Raw genomic sequence first — 21,510 nt, forward strand, 5'->3', positions numbered from 1 at the left:
GAGTGCCGTCTTTCGCGGTACCTGTTCCGCCTCCAGGGTCGTCGGGGTACGGTCGAACCGAACATGAATCCGGTTTCGAGTGCGAAGGAATCCCGATGAACCTGGCATTGACCGACGAGGAACTAGCGTTCCGCGACGAGATGCGGACGTTCTTCCGTACGCAAATCCCCGCGGACATCAGGGAGGCGTACGCCCACGGCGAGGAATTGGGGCGCGACCGTATGGTCGAGGCGCAGCAGATCCTCAATGCTCACGGTCTGGCGGTACCGCACTGGCCGGTCGAGTGGGGCGGCAAGGACTGGACCCCGGTCCAGCACAACATCTGGCTCGACGAACTTCAGCTAGCGTCGGTCCCCGAACCGTTGGCGTTCAACGCCAACATGGTCGGTCCGGTCATCGCAGCCTTCGGCTCGCAGGAGCAGAAGGAGAAGTTCCTTCCCGCGACCGCGAACCTCGACATCTGGTGGTGCCAGGGATTCTCCGAACCCGAGGCCGGCTCCGACCTCGCTTCGCTCAAGACCCGCGCGGTCCGCGACGGCGACGACTGGGTCATCAACGGTCAGAAGACCTGGACGACGCTGGGACAGTACGCCGACTGGATCTTCTGCCTCGTGCGTACCAATCCCGATGCGCCCAAGCGCCAGGCAGGTATCTCGTTCATTCTGGTCGACCTGAAGACGCCTGGAGTCACGGTCCGCCCGATCAAGCTGATCGACGGCGGCTACGAGGTCAACGAAGTGTTCTTCGAGGACGTCCGCGTTCCGGGAGAGAACCTGGTCGGTGAAGAGAACCAGGGCTGGGGCTACGCCAAGTTCCTGCTCGGCAACGAGCGCACCGGTGTCACCCGCGTCGGTTTCTCGAAGGTTCGTCTGGCCCAGGCCAAGGCCCGCGCTGCCGAGGTCAAGGTCGGTAACGGGACCCTGCTCGAAGATCCGCTCTTCGCTGCTCGCCTCGCCGAACTCGAAAACGAATTGCTTGCCCTCGAGCTCACTCAGCTCCGGGTGGTCGCCAGTTCCGCTGACGGCCAGCCGAACCCGGCGTCGTCTCTGCTCAAGCTTCGTGGCTCCGAATTGCAGCAGGCGAGCGTCGAATTGCTGATGGACGTGGCCGGCCCTGATTCACTGCCGTACGACGCGGGCAGCGACATCGCCTCCGCGAGCTGGGCACAGCACACTGCCCCGACGTACCTGAACTACCGCAAGGTATCCATCTACAGCGGATCGAGCGAAGTGCAGCGCAGCATCATCGCCTCCTCGATCCTCGGATTGTGAGGCGTGGCATGGACTTCGAACTGAACGACGAACAGAAGCTTCTCCGCGACACCACCAAGGACCTCCTCTCGCGTAGCTACGACGCCGAAAAGCGCAACGCGATCATCGACTCCGATCCAGGGTGGAGTCCGCAGGTCTGGAAGCAGTTGGCCGAGGTCGGCTTGCTCGGCCTGACGTTCTCCGAGGACGACGGCGGCATGGACGCGGGCCCGGTGGAAATCGGTGCGGTCATGACCGAGATCGGTCGACGCTTGGCCCCCGAACCGTTACTCGACGCGGTCGTGACGCCGGGCGGGCTTATCTCCGAAGGCGGCAGCGCAGAGCAGCGCTCGTCGATTCTTCCCGGAGTGGCCGAGGGCACCACGTTCCTCGCGTTCGCCGATCAGGAACCCGGAATCCGTTGGCCGGCAACAGAACGGGCCACCGCGGCGGCGCAGGTCGACGGCGGCTGGACCATCACCGGTATCAAGAATCCCGTTGGCCACGGTGCGACTGCGGACATCCTGGTCGTGAGCGCTGCACTCCCCGGCGGTGGCGTCGGACTGTTCCTCGTCAAGAGCGATGCCTCCGGCCTGGTACGCAAGTCCTATGCCACTCACGACGGGTTGCGTGGGGCGCAGATCGAGTTCACCGATACTCCGGCCGAAGCACTCGGTGAGGGCGGTGACGCTTCTGCTCTGATCCAAGCCGCACAGATCCGTGAGCAGGCCGCGCTGTGTGCCGAGGCTGTCGGAGCGATGGAAGAGGCGCTACGCCTGACCACCGAATACCTCAAGACGCGTAAGCAATTCGGAGTTCCGCTCGCGAAGTTCCAGACGCTGACGCACCGCGCCGCCGACCTGTACGTCTCGCTCGAGTTGGCACGCAGCATGAGTCTGTACGCAACGATGTCCCTTGCCGACGGCGTCGTCGATCCGGTGATCGCTTCGCGGGTGAAGTTGCAGATCGGGCGTTCGGCTCGGCTCATCGGCCAGGAAGCGATCCAGATGCACGGTGGCATCGGTATGACCGCGGAGTACCCGGTGGGTCACTACGTGAGCCGACTCGTCGCCATCGAGCACACCCTCGGCAGCACCGAAGACCATCTCCGGGTGTTGGCCGCCGGCGTGGCTGATCACGAGATGGTCAGCGTCGTCTGATCTTTCACGATCAACCGAAGGGTCGCATTCCGTTCGCGGAGTGCGACCCTTCGTCGTTCAGCGGTGAGAGCGTAAGACGTCCAAGCGGAGTCGACGCTGCTCGATGTTGACCGCACTGTCGGTGAACGCTTGTTGCCAGCCGGGGTCGCTCGTTCTGGACGCGGCGCTGCGGAGCAGTGGTATCGCCTCGAAAGGGAAGCGCGCCTGCACGCTTCGCAGAGTGGAAAAGTGACTGTGTCGCGAGTGAATGCCCAAGTCCTCACCCGTCGCAGCATGCTCCATCGCTTCGTTCTCCAAGGCGTTCAACAACTTTTCGGCGACGGCCAGGGGCCATGGACGGTCGATGCCGTCGAGTAGTGCGCTGCCGTCGACGCCCAAAAGGTATTCGTCCGCGTGGCCGGCAACGATGTATTCGACGCGCTCGCGTGGGTCCGCGATGGCGACGATTCTCCGGTCGGTCGTGCGCCCGTCCCGCTCCAGAAATGCCGATGCCCACGCTGTGTTCTTCTGAAGAACTGTTGCAGCAGTCCATGATTCGATCATCACGGTGCGCCATTGCTTCTCGATGGGGATGGTGAGGGCCTCGCGTGGCGAACCGGCCATCGATTCCCACAGCGTCAGTGGAGTGGCGGTCACGACTTGCCGTAACCACCAGCGCCGGATGCCTTTGTTCTTGTAGTGGACGTCTTCGATGCCGTCACGAAATGCGAGGTCGTCGAGCGAGCCCGGCAATCGGACGGCAAGGCGCGGCCGCAACGGCTTCGTTTCGAGCCGCACCCACGACTTAGCTCGAGTAGCCATGCGAGAGGCAAAAGGAGATCGGGGGAGTTGCCGTAGTAGTTGAATTGCGCGCTCACGAACCCGCACGGCTGGATCGTCGAGTGCACGCTCGAGGAGGGTGTGATCGTGTTCACCCAGCCCGACGTCGAGGTGATCGAGGAAGTGCAGGCGGTTTGCGGTGGGCTCGTCGTCCCAGGCGATCTCGAGCTCCTCGCTCGCCAGTTCCGGGTCGACCGTACGTATGTAATCGAACCAGGCCGTGCGGTCGTTCGGATCGGGCGATAGCCACAGTTCGTCCCGGCGTGACCCGATCCGCCGCAATTGGGCCCAATCGGGATTCTGCTCCGCCAGGTACTGGCCGCGTCGACCGGCGAGGCGAAGGAGCGCCTCGCGGTGCTCGGGATACTTCAGCGCGGCTTCCATGAAGAGCGGAACACTGGCCGCGGGCGCGAGGAATCCGCGTTGGTCGGCCATCGCGAACCATTCCGCGAGAGTCCAGGAACGTACCTGCAACAACGACTGGAGTTGTTCGATCGCGAGATCGGGAAGTAGTGGTTGAACCGCTGGAGGAGTCCGCGGTGCGCGCGAGTGACCTGCTTGCGCGTCTGATCGCAGGGAGGTCACCCGCCTACGGTATGGCAGAGGTGCGTCGACTTCGGGAGCAGGGGTCGGGCGCGTGTCGGCAGATTCTGGAACAGTGGTAACCGGCACCCAGCAGGAGGCGTGAGATGACGGATGGCCGTGAGATGGCAGACGGAAATGGCGACGTCTTTGTCGTGGCGTCGGTGACCGAACGGCGAACGCTCATCTCCACCCGAGTCAGGGAGTGGTGTGCGGCGGGGACCGTCGAGTCGAACCGGCCGGAGTTGTCCGACGATGTCGCATTGCTGATCGCCGGCGGCTATGCGGACGAGTCGACGCGGTCGATCCTGGCGAACCGGCGCGGTGTCGGACGTTCGTTCCCGGAGATCGGCGGCTTTTCGGAGTTGAGGTATCTCACCGACGAGCTGGCCCGCACCAGGCGTCGACTGCTCGCGACACGCATCGGTCCCGTTCAGGTTGTCCTCGAACGGCGGGTGCAGGCGCTGGACAAGCGCGTTCAGTCGATGCGATCGGCGATCGTGCATTCCAATCGTCACTTCGCGAGCAGTGTCCGTGCCATCCGCAAGGACCGCCGCGACGGTCTCCATCTCGACGTCGAGCAGCGCGAGGCTCTCTTTGCCGGGCTCACCTGTACGCCGGTTCCAGCCAAGCTGCCGGTGGGTCTCGGTGTCGTGGCCAGCAGTGGAAACGCAGCACTCGACAAACTCGCCGCCCAGTTCGGGAAGGTCCAGGGAACCGGTGTCATCGCCGATGCCGGAAGACGCATCGCGGAAGTCCTCGACGGACTGGTCGATTCCGAACCCGAAGGACGCGCCGGTGAGTACGACGCACTGCTTTACCTCGCCGGGAATCTTTTCGACCGGATCGAGAGTTCCAGCGCGTGGCATTCCGATCACTTCGTCATTCAACGTAATCAACTGGACTTGGCAGACGAGATCACGCAGATCGCGGTCGATACCGTAGCGCTGCGTTCGATACTCGCAGAGCTGGACGACGCGGCTGCGCTGGCACGCGACGAGGGAACCCGAGCCGGAATCGCTTCGCGAAGGGAAGCACTCGGCACGGTCTGGGACCAGCTGGTCGAGCGCGTCGCGGCGCTCGCGCGGATCGGTGACCTGGTCGCACGGGCCGAGGATCAGTTGAGTTCGCAGCGCGCGGTTGCGCATGCAGCGAGCCTCGACAGCCGGATCGACGACCTACTCGCGCGCTCTGGTTCACGTGAACTTTCGGCTGCCAACACGCACTACGTCGGGGATCAATTCGACGGTGTGGAAGAACTGATGTTCGCTCACCGGGCGGCTCTTTACGGGGACATTGCACTGCTGACCTCCGGGAACGAGCGTCGGGCGCCGTAGTCAGGCTGTCGCCGGAGCTGTAAGGTCGAAGGTACTGACCGGCCGCACGATCGAAGAACAGGCCGAGAATTCGCTCTTTGCTCGACCCCGATGCCGATCCGGTGATGCGGGCGTACCCGCTCGAGACAGGTCGATCATGGAAGACACCGCAAGCCGCGGCATCAATGCGTTCATTTCCGAAGCTACGCAGCGTGGGGGCAAGGCTGTCCGCCTCACGCACTCACGTCGTAATCCCGTCGAGGTGACGGGCGCAGACGGCATCAGCCGAATCGTCCGAGTGCGTTCCAAGCTCGACGGTGACTGGCAGGCCAGGCGTCAGGACGAGTCGCTCGAGAGCGACGACACGCGCTCCGAGTTCTGGGTGTTCGTCGACCTGGCTGCAGACCCGCACGAGTTCTTCATGCTGCCCTCCAACGAGGTCGCGGACGACATCCGTGCCGAGGTCGACCTGTGGATCATGGACAGCCCCGGACGCAATCGCACCGGACATCACGCGATTCCGCGCGGACGCGTCGTACACGGTCACGATCGTTGGGATGCGCTGGGACTGGCTGCGGTCAAGGATCCGAGCATTTACGTGGAGGCCCCGGTTGCGACCAAGCGCAAGACGTCGCCGGTCGCCGCGAAGAAGCGTCGCGCCAGCGGTGTCGAGGAGATCGAAGTTGTCGACAATCGCCTCGAGATGACGGCTGATTGCCATGGATACCGCTGGGTCGGACGCTTCGACGAAAGCACCGAGGTCGTCGAGATCATGCGCGGACCGATGGAAGGCCGCCGATTCCCTGATCCGACCGCGGCCGCCAATGCCGTGACCGGTCACATTTCAGGCGACACCGAGAGCCATGACGGCTGGTCGTTCTGGACGATCAACAACACGGCCCTCGGCGCTCATCTCAAAACTGCCTGATTTCAGGCGCCGACTGCCGCCGACACCCGTTCGAGAGTGTCCAGTTCATTCGACGACAGCACCAGATTCGGGGCGTCCAGTAGCGCCGGGAGTTGCTCCGGCCGGCTGACGCTCGCGATCGGTGCGGTGATGCCCGGTCGAGTCAGCAGCCAGGCCAGCGCGACGGTCGAGATCTCGCTTTCGTGTGCCTGCGCGATTGTTGCCAGTTCCGTGACGACGTCGAGTCCGGCGTCGCTGAAGTATCCGGCGGTCAGTCGTTCGCGGGAGCTGCCTTCGATGTCCGCGCGGGTCTTGTACTTTCCCGTCAGGAAGCCGGAAGCGAGAGCGAAGTACGGGAAGACGCTGATGTTGTTGTCGGTGGCGATCTGCGCGAGTTCGGGTTCGTACGACTTGCGGTGCACCAGGTTGTAGTGCGGTTGCAGCGCGATGGGCGCGGCGTAATCGTTCTCCTCGGTGATCCGCAGCCACTCCCGGACGCGGTCGGGGCTGTAGTTGGAGATTCCGAGATAGCGAACCTTGCCCGCGACGACCAACGCATTGAAGGCTTCGAGAGTTTCCTCGAGCGGAGTCTGCGGGTCGTCGAAATGTGCGTAGTACAGATCGATGCAGTCCGTCTGCAGGCGCTGCAGCGACGCCTCAGCTGCGGCCGCGATGTTGTCGGCCTTCAGTCCCTTGAAATCGGGATGGCTACCCACCTTGGTGGCGACGACGATGTCGTTCTGCAGTCCCCGATCGGTGATCCATTTCCCGATGATCGTTTCGGATTCCCCGCCGGAATTGCCGGGAGCCGACGCCGTGTACGAGTCGGAGGTGTCGATGAAGTTTGCACCGGCTTCGGCGAACGAGTCGAGGATCTCGAAGGACGTCTTCTCGTCTGCTGTCCATCCGAAAGGGTTGCCGCCCAAGCTAAGTCGGAAGATGTCGAGGTCCGAATTTCCGATGATCGCCACTGTGTGGAACTCCCGTCGATGAAGGTGGTCGCTGCATCCCGCACCGTACCCTCTCACGGCGCTGGCGATGGCGCGCCCTCGCCAGGTTCGCCGAAAAATGTATCGGATCGTGATTGCCGCCGTCGGTGTTGGGTATGGCCTCAAATACTGAATTCTTCGATGGACTGCTGATAGGAGCGTCCGATGATGATTGTCGACGAAGCCACCCGCGTCGTTCGTGGTGTGGCAGACGCAACGACGACGGTGGCTGGAGCCGTCGGTGGCGGAGTGATCGGTGGAGTGACGGGCGGGATACGCGGAACGGCGGAGGGCGTCCGAGACGGAATTCGTGCGGGTAGTTCCTCGACGCCGACCGCGGTTCTCACGATGGCCGCCGTCGGCGCGGCGGGATTGGTGGAGTGGCCGGTGCTCTTGGCGGTCGGCGGCACGGCCCTGGTACTTCACGAATGGGATCGCAAGAGCGCGCGGCCCGATCGTGCGGTCAAGGCGGTTGGGCGCGCGACCAAGACGGAACCGGCAAAGAAGGAATCGAGCGGAAACTCCCACAAGGCGGCCAGTCGGTCGCAGGATCGAACTCACAGTTCTTCGCACACTCGATCCACTTCCTGATGTTCTCAGCGATGGCCCGGCGTGCGGTGTCGGTGGCAACTTTGCCGCCGCGCCTGGCGTTGTCGGGTCTGGCGTTGGTCGGTGGTTCGACGATTCCGCGAACCGCTGTCAGTGACGTGGCGCTGCGGACTGGCACTCTTGCGCTGGCGGGCGTCGGGATGATTCCTGCAGCAGCGGGATCGATTCTTCGTGTGCCGCGAATGCCGGGTTCCGCCTATGTCTCGGCGGCGGCGTCGGCGATCAATTATCAACCCCGGGTGCGTCGGCGAATCGAACAGCGCCTTGGCCGTTCGCTCACCGACTTCGCATTGGAGTCGGCGACGTCGTTCGCGGATGTTCTGACCTATGCGCCTGCGTCATTGGGCGTGGATTTCGGGCTGCGGACGATGCTGCTGCGCGAAACTCTGGCGGCGCGAAACTCTCGGCTGGTGTGGCCACTCGAACCTGGCGCTCGCGGTTCTTCCACGAGGCGTGACCCGAGTGGTCCGGGGGAGCGTTATGCCGACAGGATCGCTGGGGTTCAGCTGGCGGCTGGGGCTGCACTGGCTACCGTGTCTGCCGGCGGTGACACCGTTGCGACGAGCATCAAGGTTTCGGCGCCGCGGCCGCTTCGGATATCGCGCGAATCGTTCGCTGCTGGTTTGTCATACCGTCTGTGCCGGACGCACCACGTCGCCGTTTCGGACCCTGCGGCTCTACGCATGCTCGATCGTGTCGATACCGTCCTCGTCGATCCGAGTGTCCTTTTCGAAGACGCGCTCCGGGTTTCCGACATACGAGAGGTGTCCGAGTCGGACCGCGTCGTGGTGTGGGCACATGCCAGGGAAGCGCTTGACGCCGGCTCACTCGGGGTCGGAAGACACCGCATCGACGGCGCCGAAGTTGTCGTAAGACCGGTGCGAAAAGGGTTGGCGGAATCACTGATAGGTGAGATACGCGCGAGCGGAGTCGCAGCGGCCACGATCGACGACGACGGGCTCGGATCACTGCGAAGCGGATTCGACGAGCTCTATCCGGCGCCATCGACTCCCGAAGCCGGCCTGCGCGAAGCTCTCTCGGCGTTGGCGGCCGAGGGTCGGACAGTTGCGATCGTGTCGAGTAGGGCGATAGCGGGGCAGGCAGTGCTGCGCATCGGGATTTCACCACCGAGTGGCGAGCACGTGAGTGCCGACATCCACACCGACTTGGCCGGGGCGTGGCGGGTCGTCCATGCGCTCTCGGCTGCCCGAACAGCGACGAGGCGCGGCGTCGAACTCTCCTCGGGTTCTTCGGCATTGGGTGCCTTGATTATGCTTCCGGGAATTCGAGGGGCTGGGCCGGGGCCGGTCACGGCTGGTTCGGCTGCGGGACTGTGGACCGGATACACCCTGTCCCGATCTGTGATTCAGGCTCCCGCCCCTCTCGGTGCTCCGAGCGATAGCTGGCATGAGATGGACGGTGATTCTGTCGTTCGCGAACTCGCCGAATCCGTCCGGCATACGCCGCAGCGCGCTGATACTCGTGTGCGAGCGCCCGCACGCTTCAGGTTGATCCGTGACGGATTATCGGCGTTGCGAACAGAATTGGCGGATCCACTCACGCCGGTGTTGGCAACCGGCTCGGCGGCCAGTGCGGTCCTCGGTTCACCGGTAGACGCCGTCCTGGTCGGTTCGGTTTTGGTCGGTAATGCCGCGATGTCCGCTGTTCAACGACTTCATTCGGAACGGGCAGTGCAGCGGCTTTTGCGGACTCAGGAACCGGTAGCTCGGCGAGTAACCAACGCCGGCACGGTCGAGACTGCGGCAGACGCGCTCGAACTCGGTGACGTCGTGGCCCTCGAGTCCGGGGACATCGTGCCCGCCGATTGTCGACTGTTGAGCGCCGAATCGCTGGAAGTCGACGAGTCGTCGTTGACGGGGGAGTCCATGCCCGTCGACAAGCAGACTGACCCGACCCCTGGGATGCCCCTGGCCGAGCGAAGGTGCATGGCCTATGCCGGGACAACAGTGCTTGCCGGCTCCGGTCGTGGCGTGGTCACGGCCACCGGAGCTCGAACGGTGACCAGGCGCGCCGATGTCGGTGTATCCCGATCCGGACCTGCTGTGGGCCTGACCAACAGACTGCGCGAACTCACCAGGGCGACTCTGCCGGCCAGTATCGGCGGCGGAGCGTTGGTGACAGTCGCGGGTCTGATTCGTGGTACCGGTCTGCGCCGCGCCGTCACCGGAGGCGTGGCCGTTGCCGTGGCCGCCGTGCCGGAGGGATTGCCTCTGGTTGCGACCCTGGCTCAGCAGGCGGCAGCTCGAAGGCTCACTGCAGCAGGAGTGTTGGTGCGTGCTCCACGTTCGATAGAAGCGCTCGGGCGTGTCGACGTGGTCTGCTTCGACAAGACCGGAACCCTCAGTGAGAACAAGCTACGGGTGGCCGCGGTCGAACGCGTCGACGGTTGGGGCGAAAGTGAGATTTTGGAAGTTGCGGCGCGCAGTGCTCTGGGAAGTCGCGACGATCGCGTGTTTCATTCGACGGACGCCGCCGTCGTCGATGCAGCCGAACAAGCTCTGGACGAGGCTCGGGTTTTCGGTGATGCCGACGCGCTCAACCTCGTTCCGTTCAGGTCTGGGCGGCCGTACTCGGCAGCCCTACTGGGCAGACGGATCGCACTGAAGGGTTCACCGGAATTCGTGGCGGAGGCAGGGCGGGATCCGAATGCTTTGTCGGCGAGCCACGTTCAGAGCATGGCCGGACGCGGACTGCGGGTGGTTGCCGTCGCACAGCGCGAGTTGTCGGAACACGATGCGCGACGCGCTGCGGAGGACTCGGAATTTCTCGAACAGTGTTGCTCCGAGGGGTTGGAAGCGGTCGGCCTTCTCGGACTCTCGGACACGCTCAGACCCGAAGCAACGCAACTTGTTCGAGAACTTCAAGGCAACGGACAGCAAGTGCGCGTGCTGACCGGGGATCATCCGACAACAGCGGCGGCGGTCGCCACCGAACTGGGGATGGATGTGGCGCGTGAGGACGTGGTCACCGGTCCGGACTGGGAGAACTTCTCTCGCGCAGAACGACGGAACGCCGTCCGCGGCAGCAGCGTCTTTGCACGCGTGACACCCGAGCAGAAGGTCGAGATCGTGCAAGCGTTGGAGACTGACGGGCGCGTGTGCGCCATGGTCGGTGACGGCGCGAACGATGCTGCGGCGATCCGAGTTTCCAGCGTGGGAATCGGGGTGGCGTCGACTGACAGCGATCCGGCGCGCGGCGCCGCAGACATCGTGCTCCTCGACGGCCGTGTCGGCGGATTGACCGACGCATTGGACGAGGGCAGTCAATTGTGGCGGCGGGTCAGATCAGCGGTGGGGGTTTTGCTCGGAGGCAACGCGGGTGAAGTCGCATTCGCTCTGATCGGTTCTGCGCTGTCCGGCGAATCACCGCTCAACGCAAGGCAGTTGCTACTGGTCAATCTGATGACGGACGCCTTGCCCGCTGCTGCGCTTGCGGTGAGCACCCCGTCCGAGAACGGATCCGAGAAGTCCGAACAGATGGACACTCATGCGTTGTGGCAGACGATCGCTGTCCGCGGCACTGCCACGGCAATCGGTGCGCTGGCAGCGTGGCTTATGGCCCGGACGAGCGGCAGGCGGCGACGAGCGTCGACGGTGGCGTTGGTTGCCCTGGTGGGCACCCAACTGGGGCAGACGTTGCTCGAATCGCGCAGTCCGCTGGTGGTCGCAACAGTTGCCGGGTCCGCTGCGGCGCTGGCGACGCTCGTCAGCACACCGGTGGTGAGCCAATTTCTCGGTTGCACGCCGCTCGGTCCGATTGGGTGGGGTCAAGCAGTGGGCTGTGCGTCGGCAGCGACGCTGCTGGCGGCGCTGGCTCCGCGGGTGTTGGAGCGGATCGCCGCAACTGAGGAGACTGGAACTGAGGAGAGCGCGGAAGGTCAGTCGACGATTCGCAAGATCCCGACGCGGACGAGCACCGCGTACACCTCCCGAACCGGGGGAGTCAGCGCTCGCGACAGCGTGGAAATCAGCGAAGCGGAAATCAAAGAAGCGGAAACCGGTGAATCGGACACGCTTGTGAGCGTCGCTGCTGGAAGTGACACGTCGCCGAACTCCCGGGCGACCCGAGATGAATCCTGAGGAATCGTGACATGTCCCAGAACACCGTCGACCACACGAACCCCGTCGATCACCGCGCGGTAGTGGAATCCGTCCGTTCGGCTCGGAGCTTCGAGTTGGAGCTACCGATCGTCGGTGCCATTCCGGTTCCGAGACCCGAGCAGATCGCCTATTTTGCGGTGATGGGACTGATGGTTGCGTTCGAGATCATCGAGTGGCCCGTGGCAGTCACCATCGCGGCGGGGCATCTGCTCGCAACAGAGCAGCACAATCACGTCCTCGAAGAGATCGGAGAGGCGCTCGAGGGCGTCTGAAGCCGGCGCGGTCCGGACACAAATCGAGCGGCCCCGCATTTCGCGGGACCGCTCGACGTGCGGAGAAACTTACTGCGCGAGTGCGCGCTTCATGCCGCGTTCGACTGCTGCGATGATCTGCGGACGCAGTTCTGCGGCAGGGACGATCTCATCCACCGAGCCGACCTCTCGGGCCCGCTGGATGTTGTGGATCGCTTCGAATTCGGATGCCACTTCGCCGAGCTTGTCGGAGCGGACGGCGATGCGCTGAGCGTTCAGTTCGACGCGCAGGTGTGCTTTCTCCGTGTCGTCCTTGGCTGCTGCCAAGTCTGCTTCCAGTTGCTGCACCTTCGGGTCGTTGTTGGTGCGGGTGTTCACCTCACGGGTGAAGACCACTGCGGCGGCGGGGGCGCCGCCGAGTACCGAGGCGAACGAACCTTCGACAGCAAGAACTTCCATGTTGTCGTTGAGCGCACCGGAGAATACGACGAACGCGCCGCCGTGGTAGCGGGAAACGACGCAGAACACGATCGGTCCGTCGAAGTTGACGATGGCGCGGCCGATCTCGGCGCCGTACTCGAGCTGGATGTTGCGCAGTGACTCCGGTGAACCGTCGAAGCCGGACAGGTTGGCCAGCACCACGATCGGACGGTTGCCGCTCGCAGCATTGATCGCGCGGGCAGTCTTTTTCGACGAGTTCGGGAACAGCGTTCCCGACGTCCAGGTGTCGGGACCGTCGGCGGGGAAGTGACCCTTACGCGGGATCGCGCGGGATTCGATGCCCACCACTGTGACCGGATGTCCGGCGAGGTGCGCGTCCAGAACGACAGAGGTGTCGGCGCCGGCCATGTCGGCCCAACGCTCGAGAACCGAGTGGTCCTGGTCGACCACCGACCGCATCACGGTGCGAATATCGAAGGGCTTCTTGCGATCCGGGTTCTTCGCCGAGGAGAAGATGTCGCCGACCGTCTCGAAGTCGCTCGACGGGTGGGTGTGCGGGAAGCTACGCACGTCGCGATCGACGGGGTCCGTCGTCGCTGCGCGACGCGGGAACCGTTCGCCGGGAGCGAGGTACGAGTGTGCGTAGTGACGGAACAGGATCTCGCACGCCGCAGTGAGGTCGGGGGCCCAGTACTGCGCCTGGCCGTTGGGGCCCATGACGCGGTCGTAGCCACCGATACCGAAGTTGTCCTCGGCCGACACGCCACCGGAGTAGTCGAGAGACTGCTTGCCGGTCAGCACCATCGCGCTGTCCGGGGTCATCACCAGAATGCCCTTGGTGTGCATCAACATGGTGGCTTCGGCGTTCCAGTAGGGCTGAGCGCCGACGTTGATTCCCGTGACGACGATGTTGATCTCGCCACCGTTCTGGGTGAAGGTGATGATCCGGCGCAGGCCACGGGAGACCCAGTCCATGTTCTCGGTGCCGCTCTCCATCGAGATGGTGGCACCCGAGGACAGCGCAAACCACTCGACCGGAGCGTTCAACTTCTCGGCCAGGTCGATGGCAGCGACCACGCGTGAGCATTCGGCCTCGGCCACGGTACCGAGCGCCTTGGTGGGGTCACCGAAGAGCGCGACACGGGTCATTCCCTCGGGATAGCGCGGCGTCGGAGTGTTCACGAGGCCGACGACGATGCCGGCCTTGTTGAGCCCGTACGGACGCTCGACAGGTGAGAGGACGCCCGCTTCGTCGAAGTCGTGCTCGACGAAGGTGCCCTTGGTGCCGGTCAGGAGCGGAATCAACTCGTACGGGTACACCGTGCCGCGTGCCCGCGAACTCTGGACCTTCTGGGCGTACGCGTCGAGGGGGAGCAGCGGTTCAGTGGGAGGCGTGGTCTTGTTGATGACCACACCGGCACCTGCGCGGTAGGAGAATCGCAGCGCAACTTCCTTGGGCGCGCCGCCCTTTCGGTCCTTCAGGCGGGTGATGAGTGTGATCTCTTCTAGCCCGGCGCCGACGGTCAGTCGGGCTGCGTTCTGAGCGATCACGGAGAAGCGTTCGCTGGGAACGTCGGCGACCGGCCACACGTAGAGCACGACGCGGTTGGCTGCCAGTCGACGCTTGTCTCCGCGCTGGGACTGCGCACGGCGGATGCCGTCGAGGCACGCGGCAAGTGTGCGCTCGATGGCCGGAAGCGCAACCATCTGGCCTTCGTCGTCGAGCTGCGGTGTCACGTCACGGATTTCCGCGAGAGCGATCAGGCGCTCGTCCTTCGGGTTCTCCTTGGCGGAGAGGTGGAACAGGTAGGTGTTCTCCGGAGCCGGCAGACGCTTGCCGTTGAAGTTCTTCAGGCGCCACATGTCCAGACGCTGACCCGTGAGCGGATGCATGTCGCGGATGATGTTGTCCTCGACCAGTTCACCGTCGATCGGGCGGAAGGTGACCCAGCGGACCGGCTCCCCATTCGGATTGCAGATGATCACAGTCGCGCGGCGGGACCGGGTGATCGTCTCGTTGCGCGAGAGTTCGGTGCGCAGCGTCTCGACGAGCGTGTCGCCGTCGGCGGGCTGATTCGGCCAGTCGAGGTAGATGTCGACTACCAGGCCGCGACCGGATGGAGCATCCTGCGCGATTGTGGCGACATCGTCGAGAGCCGTTCCGAGAGCGTCGAATTCGGCCACCGTCGAGACGAGATGTAGCCCGTCGCCCTTGAGGTCGAAGTTACCGGTCACGAAACGGCGGTCGACGTGCTCGAAAACGCGGACGTCTTCGAAGGAGTGAATCTTGTAGTAGCGACGCGTGATGACCTCGAGTAGAGGGCCGCCATCGCGGTTGCCAAGGCCGATCTTTCGACCCAACAGGTCCAGGAGCGGTTCGGGAGTGGCGACGAGGTTGGCGATTCGCTCGTCGAAATCGGCAGCGTCCGGCTGCTCTTCGAGGTAGGCGAGGTTGCCGCGTACTCCGTCGTAGACGTCTTCGCGAACCTTGCGGATGCGCGGCTCGTCGAAGAACCGGAAGCGAAGGTTGCGGGCGACGTCGCCGATGACGGGGTAGCGGACCTGCGTCGCGACGATGAGTCGATCGAGAACCTCGTTGAGCTCCTGAGCCGAGCAACCGGGAGCCTTGTCGCCGACCAGCCAGCCTTCGAGAAGTGCTGCAATGACCGGGATCTGGGCTTCCATGCGCTGCAGAGCCAGGAAGAGTCGGTACACCGCTTCCTCGACGGCCTGGCGATCTTCCAGATCGGTGACGTCGTAGTGGCGAAGTGCCCGTTCGAGTCTCGTGCGGAACGACGCCGGCAAACCTTCGCGCTCGGAGTCGAGTGAGTGCAGGAAGGTGTGGAAGTGCTCGCGGGGGCTGTGGACGGATTCGTCCTTCGCGGACTCACCCGAGGTGGGCTTGTTGCGCGAGAGTTCGCAGATGTCGGCGAAGGTGGTCAGCACAGCCAGTTCGGCCTGTACCAGTTCGCGGTCCTCGGATTCGAGTGCGCTGCGAAGTGCGTCGTACTCGGCCAGAACAGCGTTTGCGTGCTTACCGCTGACGTCGTAGCCACTGATCATCGCGGTCAGTGCTTCGAGCTGTGCCAACGCGTCGTCGCGGGCGTCGGAACCGGAAGTTGCTGCCGGAAGATCGAATTGGACTCGCGGAGCCTTCTCCGTGACAGCTTCCTCGCTGACCTGGTCGACGCGCAGGAGCGGCGCGCCGGCATCGACCTGAGAGTTGACGGTAGCGAGAACTTCACGCACCTTGCCCGCGTACGGTGCGCGAACTGCGGTCTCCATCTTCATGGATTCGAGCACGACCAGGGTGGAGCCGGCTTCGACGTCGTCGCCGACCGCGACCGGTACAGCCACCACGACGGCGGGAGCCGGCGCGCGGACCACTCCGGCGTCGTCCTGGCTGATCTGGTGGCTGATGCCGTCGACCTCGACGAGATAGCGAGCCGGGCTCACGACGGAAACGACGTGGAAGCGCCGATCGCCGATCACCAGCCGTGACTCGAAGTCGCCGAGACGATCGACGTCGACCTCGATGTCGCCGGCGTCTCCGTCGACGCGGTAGCGGTGCGGGCCGATACGCCCGACGGTCAGTTTGTATGCCTGACCTTGGTAGTTGAGCTCGACGGTACGGCCGATCGCGTGATTGGCGCGGGGACGGCCGCCACGTGCCGAGGCGAGGAAGGCCGCACGCTCGAGGGACTCCTCGGCGTCGTAAGCATCGATGGCGGTGGCGATCAGTGCGACGTCCGCGCGACGAGTGGTGCCGGTGAGGGCGCCCGTGCGGTCGAGCCAGCCGGTATCCGCGGATGCCGAGATGACCTCGTCGCGATCGAGTAGATCGAGGAGGAACGACTTGGTGGTGGTGCCGCCGTCGAGTACGACTGTGGTTTCACGAAGGGCGGTACGCAGGCGCGCAAGTGCCTCGGAGCGGTTGCGGCCCCAGGCGATGACCTTCGCGACCATCGAGTCGTAGTCGGGCGGAATGACGTCCCCGGCAGCGATGCCGGTGTCGACCCGGATGCCGGAGCCGAGCGGGAACTTGAGGAGCTGAACCGTGCCGGGTGCCGGCGCGAAATCGTTGTCCGCGTCCTCTGCGTTGAGGCGGGCTTCGACGGCGTGGCCGAATGCGGGCGGGCAGTCACCGACCAATTCGTCACCACTGGCGACCAGAATCTGCAGTTTGACGAGGTCGATTCCGGTGGTGACCTCGGTGATCGGGTGCTCGACCTGCAGACGGGTGTTGACCTCGAGGAACGTGAAGAGCTTGTTCTCGGGCTGGTAGAGGTATTCGACCGTGCCTGCGCCCTGGTATCCGGCTGCCTTGACCAGTTCGGCGGACACCTTCTTGAGGTGGTCAGACTGTTCTTCGGTCAGGACGGGGGAGGAGGATTCTTCGATGACCTTCTGGTTGCGGCGCTGAATCGAGCAGTCGCGAACGCCCGGAGCCCAGACATTGCCGTGGTTGTCGGCGATGACCTGTACCTCGACGTGGCGTGCATCGGTGACAAGGCGTTCGAGGAAGACGACGGGGTCGCCGAAGGATCGCTCTGCTTCGCCCTGCGTGCGCTCGAGTGCAACTTCGAGTTCGTCTTCGGCCCAGACCTTGCGGATACCGCGTCCACCGCCGCCGCTTCGGGCCTTGATGATCAGGGGATATCCGATGGACTGAGCATGACGACGAGCGTCGGCGCGGGTTTCGACCGGTCCGCCGCTCCACGGGGCGACAGGTACGCCGACCTTCTCGGCCAGGATCTTGGCGGCAACCTTGTCGCCGAGCAGGCGCATCGCGTCGGCGCTCGGGCCGATGAACGTGATGCCCAGTTTGGCGACGATCTCGGCGAAGGCGGGATCCTCGGCCACGAAGCCCCAGCCGACCCAGACTGCGTCGGCCTTGGCTGCGAGGAGTGCTCGCTCGAGTTCGGCGTAGTCGAGATACGGGCTGCCGGTGCCGGTGCTGCGCAGGGTCACACCCTCGTCTGCCTGGCGGACGAACATGGCGCGGCGCTCGGCCTCGGTGTGCAGTGCAATGACGCGAATGCCGTAGTCGTGTTCGGCGTTCAGTTCGCGTACAGCCCTGATCAGCCGGACCGCGGCCTCACCTCGATTGACCACTGCGATTCGTTTGAACATTGTCACTGCCACCGTCCTTGATGAGATTCTTCGTCACGTACGTTGCGATATGAGCCGACCGTGTCCCACATACCCGGATTACCTGGTTCGTGAACTACGCCGCGATGCGCTGTGTTTCCCCCGGTTGCGCGTCGGCAAGTGATTGCCCTTCCGGTTCGTAGAGTCCCCTGCGCTCAGGCACGGCGTGCCTTGTACGCCACCCTGCAGGCGTGGACTCAGAACCGCTCCAATCACGAATCAGCAACATATTGTGTCTGCTTCCAGGGAATCCCTGGTTTATCTAAGAATGCAGTATGTCGACGCTCATGTCACCTGGGCGAATTGAAGAATATTAGTCAACGTGAACCACGGTTACACTTATAGCGTTAAATCATTGCAGTGCAATGGAATTCAACCCTGTGACACGGATCACGATGGTAATGAAATTGGCAAGAAAGTGAATACTCACTGGTAACAAAATCACGCATTCGGAGAATTCTCCCGATTGCTCGATTATTACTGATCGGTACTACTGGCGAGTATTTTCTATGTCCCCTCGGACCGTATTCGAGAAATCGCCTTCGATGGTTGCAATGTGCTGTGCGATCGCGTCGAGTCCTGCGGGAGGGAGCTGCAATGCGTTGGCGAGAGCAAGCGAAGCCCGCTTGAAGTGCTCCACGAGTGGTTCGTACTTCGTGACCAGCCTCAGCCTGTCGGTCTCGCTCAGGTACTTCACGCTTCCCGCGTTGTCGACGAAGTCGCTGAACTTCACGAGGAACACTGCTGGATCCGCGATCGCGCGGATGACGTGATCCTGGTAGCCGGTGGTGTTGTCGTGCGGGTAGTCGATTGGATTGGTCACTGCCTCAACAAGTTCGGAGATTCTGTGGCCGAAGTGCGAGGCGAAGAGTGTTGACGCACGTTCTTGCGCTTCGGATGCAGACATGTCGTCCGCAGTCCGGCCACCGAGGAGTGCGATGACGGCGTGTGGTCGGTCCTCGACCGTGTCGTGAAGCGCGGTTGCGCTCAGGATCTCGACATCAGAGCACCCGTACCGAAGCAGCCGCAACACATTTCGTAGGGGATGAACGATGTAGGGATCCTCGTTTGACTTGATCCCGTTCTTTCTGAACTGATCGAGGTGCGCGAGGGTCGCGACCTCCATGGCGAGCCGCAAGGTTTCACCCGGGAGAGCCATCTCGTCGACGGCGCTCTCGATCGCGAAGACCAGCGTCGCTGCGTCCATTTCCTTCAGAGGTAGCTGGTCGAATGCAGATCTGATCGGGTCGGAGTGGCTCATGGCGAACAGCCTTTCGTTTGGTGTAGATGTCGCGACGAAAGTCTTTGTGAGAATCTGCCCTCGAACCGTGGTCGTCACCGGGCGTGGGGCGGAAGTCAGAATCATCTTGATTCTATCCGGCGACTACGACAGCAAGTGTTCCTAGCGTTGTGATCGAGGTGGGCGGGGAGTTTCGGTCGCCTCCATCACTGGAAGACTTGGATAGGAAGAGGTTCGATGACCACGGAGGCGACCCTGGCGTCGTTTGTCGAGACTGTTGACACGGATGTCGACATCCATCCACTGGACGATCCTGTGCGACAAGGTCTTCGCGGACATCATGCGCAATTCGCTCGCTGGGCAGGGAGAGTTGCGCGATACGACCCGACAGTCGCTCCGTTTGTCGGTCATCCGCCCGAGTTGGACGCCGAAGACTGGGAGAACCTACGCACACTCGTAGGTCCAGGCGGCACAGTAGGTTTACGAGGATTTGATCATCAGCCGCCGGAAGGGTGGCGCGTTGTGGATCAGTTCGGCTCGGTGCAGATGGACGGTTCAGCACTCGATGTCTCCGTTGATCCATCGGTCGAACTTCTCGGAAGGGGCGACGTCCCCGAAATTCTGGCGTTGATCGAGCGCACCAAGCCCGGACCGTTTCTTCCTCGTACCGTCGAGATGGGGAGCTACTACGGCATTCGCGTCGACGGAAGACTTGTTGCCATGGCAGGGGAGCGGTTGCACCCTCCGGGATGGACGGAAATCAGTGCGGTGTGCACCGACAGCGACTTCCGAGGTCGAGGCCTGGGTACGACGCTGATCCGTGCCGTCGCTGCCGGGATTCGCGAACGCGGCGAGCTGCCGTTTCTCCATGCAGTGCAATCGAATACGAATGCGATCAGACTCTACGAATCGCTGGGGTTCGTTCTGCGGAAGCGATCCCGGTTGACCGCGGTTCAGGCGCCTGCCTGATCGAATTCTCGCCGACGCCTGTGTTTCGGGCGCTCGGCCACTAGTCTGAACAAATGACAGTCGATCAGGCGTTGGACAGTGATTTCCTCACTCTTGCCGATCCGTACCGCCGCGAGTTGCTGGCGCACTGCTATCGCATGATGGGGTCGATTCACGACGCCGAAGACCAGGTCCAAGAGACGTTCATCCGGGCTTGGCGCGGGTTCGACGGTTACAAAGGCCAGTCGTCGCTCAGGACCTGGCTCTATCGCATCGCGACGAATACGTGCCTGACCGCGCTGGAGGGGAGATCGAGGCGTCCACTCCCGACCGGCCTTGGTGCACCTAGTTCGGACCCGGCCGACGATTTGATCGAGCGCAACGAGATTGCCTGGTTGGAACCGATCGCGGATTCTGCGTTGGGCGACGTCAATGATCCCGCCGTCATGGTCGTCAATCGCGATTCGGTCAGGCTCGCGCTTGTTGCCGCGCTGCAGCACTTGTCCGCGCGCCAACGTGCGGTTCTGGTTCTGCGTGACGTTCTGCAGTGGAAGGCATCGGAAGTTGCGGAGGCGCTGGACACCACAACCACTGCGGTGAACAGCCTGCTGCAGCGGGCTCGCGCACAGATCAATCACATCGGGCCCACTGAGGACGATCTCGTGGAACCGTCTACCGAGGCTGCCCGGAAGTTGCTTCGCGACTACGTGCACAGCTTCGAGAGCTACGACGTCGAGGCAATCGTTGAGCTGTTCACGCGGGAAGCCATCTGGGAGATGCCTCCGTTCGAGGGTTGGTACCAGGGCCCCGAGGCAATCGGGGAGCTCATCGGAACCAAATGCCCGGCCGACGGACCAGGTGCGATGCGGCTACTACCGACCGCAGCCAACGGCCAGCCGGCGTTCGGCCTCTATATGCGCGAGCCCGATGGGGTTCACCGTGCTTTCCAGTTGCACGTTCTCGATGTCACCGAGTCCGGGATCTCGCACGTCACGTGTTTCTTCGATCTGAGTCTGTTCGCACGGTTCGGATTGCCTGCAGAGCTATAGGGGCAAGGAGTTGCGCGAGCCCTCCGGTATGGAGGGACCCGCGCGCCTACTCGTTACTGCAGTTGTTCTGCGTTACTGCTGGGGAACAGTCGCAGCCGGGTCCATCCACATGACCTCCCAGACGTGATTGTCGAGGTCGCGGAACGCGCGTCCGTACATGAAGCCGTGATCCTGGGGCTCCATCCACTTGCTACCGCCGGCAGCGATCGCCGCGTCGACGAAGGTGTCGACTTCCTCCCTGCTGTCGGCCGACACGCACATCAGTGCTTCTCGAGCTTTCGACGTGTCACAGATGTCGTCGGCGATGAAGTCCCCGAAACGGGGTTCGTTCAGGAACATGACCGTGGCGGAATCACTGACGATCATCGAGACAGTGTTCTCGTCACTGAACATGTCGTTGAACTCGAAGCCGAGGCCGCTGAAGAACGCCCGGGTAGCGGCGACGTCCTTGACCGGCATGTTGACGAAGAGAAGACGAGACATTGGGTGCTCCTTGAAGTCGGTTGACTGATTACTGAACGCTTCGGTTCCTGTTGGTTCCTGCTCATACAGACCGCAGTGGGCGCGGAAAGTCATCGCGAGAGGCAAAAATTCGAGGAAACTATCGGCTGTTAACCCGCTTCAGTGCTCTGACCTGGCGATTTGGTGTTGTGTTGATCTTCGCGTAACTTTGTCCA

The 21,510-nt window shown here is 63.3% G+C and carries 14 protein-coding genes; 9 read left to right on the plus strand and 5 right to left on the minus strand.

Features of this window, described 5'->3' with window-relative positions:
- Positions 1-95: 95 nt before the first annotated feature.
- Together ACKAMS_RS27435 and ACKAMS_RS27440 are read left to right on the plus strand one after the other, a co-directional pair.
- The gene (locus ACKAMS_RS27435; protein ID WP_007736177.1) at positions 96-1,271 is read left to right on the plus strand and encodes an acyl-CoA dehydrogenase family protein; all 1,176 of its coding nucleotides are present in this window, start codon (positions 96-98) and stop codon (positions 1,269-1,271) included.
- 8 nt (positions 1,272-1,279) lie between these two features.
- Positions 1,280-2,410 carry an acyl-CoA dehydrogenase family protein gene (locus ACKAMS_RS27440; protein ID WP_021334309.1) on the plus strand — a complete coding sequence of 377 codons (1,131 nt, stop codon included), beginning with the start codon at positions 1,280-1,282 and terminating at the stop codon, positions 2,408-2,410.
- A 57-nt stretch (positions 2,411-2,467) separates the two neighbouring features.
- On the opposite strand, the gene ACKAMS_RS27445 is transcribed toward ACKAMS_RS27440, so the two are convergent.
- Complete coding sequence (locus ACKAMS_RS27445) at positions 2,468-3,814, minus strand: DUF5691 domain-containing protein (protein ID WP_408989841.1); 1,347 nt, start codon at positions 3,812-3,814, stop codon at positions 2,468-2,470.
- 104 nt (positions 3,815-3,918) lie between these two features.
- Here ACKAMS_RS27445 and ACKAMS_RS27450 point away from each other — a divergent pair, with 104 nt between their 5' ends.
- Together ACKAMS_RS27450 and ACKAMS_RS27455 are read left to right on the plus strand one after the other, a co-directional pair.
- Positions 3,919-5,148, plus strand: coding sequence for a hypothetical protein (locus ACKAMS_RS27450; RefSeq protein ID WP_317830716.1), 1,230 nt, complete (start codon positions 3,919-3,921; stop codon positions 5,146-5,148).
- Between the two features lie 136 nt (positions 5,149-5,284).
- Positions 5,285-6,055 carry a hypothetical protein gene (locus ACKAMS_RS27455; protein WP_019749294.1) on the plus strand — a complete coding sequence of 257 codons (771 nt, stop codon included), beginning with the start codon at positions 5,285-5,287 and terminating at the stop codon, positions 6,053-6,055.
- Between the two features lie 2 nt (positions 6,056-6,057).
- Here the strand turns inward: ACKAMS_RS27455 and ACKAMS_RS27460 are convergent, their stop codons facing one another.
- On the minus strand, positions 6,058-7,005 hold the full coding sequence (locus ACKAMS_RS27460; RefSeq protein WP_070797481.1) for an aldo/keto reductase: 948 nt from the start codon (positions 7,003-7,005) through the stop codon (positions 6,058-6,060).
- 183 nt (positions 7,006-7,188) lie between these two features.
- Here ACKAMS_RS27460 and ACKAMS_RS27465 point away from each other — a divergent pair, with 183 nt between their 5' ends.
- From ACKAMS_RS27465 to ACKAMS_RS27475, 3 genes are read left to right on the plus strand one after another with little or no spacing between them, the layout of a single operon-like run.
- A complete protein-coding gene (locus ACKAMS_RS27465) occupies positions 7,189-7,614 on the plus strand; it encodes a hypothetical protein (protein WP_020908416.1) in 426 nt (141 codons plus the stop codon).
- 11 nt (positions 7,615-7,625) lie between these two features.
- The gene (locus ACKAMS_RS27470) at positions 7,626-11,732 is read left to right on the plus strand and encodes a cation-translocating P-type ATPase (RefSeq protein ID WP_408989842.1); all 4,107 of its coding nucleotides are present in this window, start codon (positions 7,626-7,628) and stop codon (positions 11,730-11,732) included.
- 11 nt (positions 11,733-11,743) lie between these two features.
- Entirely contained in the window at positions 11,744-12,025 is a 282-nt protein-coding gene (locus tag ACKAMS_RS27475) for a hypothetical protein (protein WP_030536904.1), read from the plus strand.
- A 69-nt stretch (positions 12,026-12,094) separates the two neighbouring features.
- Here the strand turns inward: ACKAMS_RS27475 and ACKAMS_RS27480 are convergent, their stop codons facing one another.
- Positions 12,095-17,578, minus strand: coding sequence for a carboxyl transferase domain-containing protein (locus ACKAMS_RS27480; protein WP_046379971.1), 5,484 nt, complete (start codon positions 17,576-17,578; stop codon positions 12,095-12,097).
- Positions 17,579-18,086: 508 nt separating this feature from the next.
- The gene (locus tag ACKAMS_RS27485) at positions 18,087-18,857 is read right to left on the minus strand and encodes a hypothetical protein (protein ID WP_408989843.1); all 771 of its coding nucleotides are present in this window, start codon (positions 18,855-18,857) and stop codon (positions 18,087-18,089) included.
- Between the two features lie 216 nt (positions 18,858-19,073).
- On the opposite strand from ACKAMS_RS27485, the gene ACKAMS_RS27490 reads away from it, so the two are divergent.
- The gene (locus ACKAMS_RS27490) at positions 19,074-19,805 is read left to right on the plus strand and encodes a GNAT family N-acetyltransferase (RefSeq protein WP_084325852.1); all 732 of its coding nucleotides are present in this window, start codon (positions 19,074-19,076) and stop codon (positions 19,803-19,805) included.
- Positions 19,806-19,858: 53 nt separating this feature from the next.
- Complete coding sequence (locus ACKAMS_RS27495) at positions 19,859-20,833, plus strand: sigma-70 family RNA polymerase sigma factor (RefSeq protein ID WP_408989844.1); 975 nt, start codon at positions 19,859-19,861, stop codon at positions 20,831-20,833.
- Between the two features lie 72 nt (positions 20,834-20,905).
- Here the strand turns inward: ACKAMS_RS27495 and ACKAMS_RS27500 are convergent, their stop codons facing one another.
- Positions 20,906-21,316, minus strand: coding sequence for a VOC family protein (locus ACKAMS_RS27500; RefSeq protein WP_003945103.1), 411 nt, complete (start codon positions 21,314-21,316; stop codon positions 20,906-20,908).
- Between the last annotated feature and the right edge of the window lie 194 nt (positions 21,317-21,510).

It is taken from the genome of Rhodococcus sp. 5A-K4 (genome assembly GCF_046097995.1).
In the GTDB taxonomy this organism is placed as follows: Bacteria; Actinomycetota; Actinomycetes; order Mycobacteriales; family Mycobacteriaceae; genus Rhodococcus_F; species Rhodococcus_F erythropolis.

Bases quoted from the DNA above. Each gene is read 5' to 3' on its own strand.
- ACKAMS_RS27490 (WP_084325852.1), top strand. From the start codon at position 19,074: ATGACCACGGAGGCGACCCTGGCGTCGTTTGTCGAGACTGTTGACACG.
- ACKAMS_RS27495 (WP_408989844.1), top strand. From the start codon at position 19,859: ATGACAGTCGATCAGGCGTTGGACAGTGATTTCCTCACTCTTGCCGAT.
- ACKAMS_RS27480 (WP_046379971.1), bottom strand. From the start codon at position 17,578: ATGTTCAAACGAATCGCAGTGGTCAATCGAGGTGAGGCCGCGGTCCGG.
- ACKAMS_RS27435 (WP_007736177.1), top strand. From the start codon at position 96: ATGAACCTGGCATTGACCGACGAGGAACTAGCGTTCCGCGACGAGATG.
- ACKAMS_RS27470 (WP_408989842.1), top strand. From the start codon at position 7,626: ATGGCCCGGCGTGCGGTGTCGGTGGCAACTTTGCCGCCGCGCCTGGCG.
- ACKAMS_RS27440 (WP_021334309.1), top strand. From the start codon at position 1,280: ATGGACTTCGAACTGAACGACGAACAGAAGCTTCTCCGCGACACCACC.
- ACKAMS_RS27450 (WP_317830716.1), top strand. From the start codon at position 3,919: ATGACGGATGGCCGTGAGATGGCAGACGGAAATGGCGACGTCTTTGTC.
- ACKAMS_RS27500 (WP_003945103.1), bottom strand. From the start codon at position 21,316: ATGTCTCGTCTTCTCTTCGTCAACATGCCGGTCAAGGACGTCGCCGCT.
- ACKAMS_RS27455 (WP_019749294.1), top strand. From the start codon at position 5,285: ATGGAAGACACCGCAAGCCGCGGCATCAATGCGTTCATTTCCGAAGCT.
- ACKAMS_RS27485 (WP_408989843.1), bottom strand. From the start codon at position 18,857: ATGAGCCACTCCGACCCGATCAGATCTGCATTCGACCAGCTACCTCTG.
- ACKAMS_RS27465 (WP_020908416.1), top strand. From the start codon at position 7,189: ATGATGATTGTCGACGAAGCCACCCGCGTCGTTCGTGGTGTGGCAGAC.
- ACKAMS_RS27475 (WP_030536904.1), top strand. From the start codon at position 11,744: ATGTCCCAGAACACCGTCGACCACACGAACCCCGTCGATCACCGCGCG.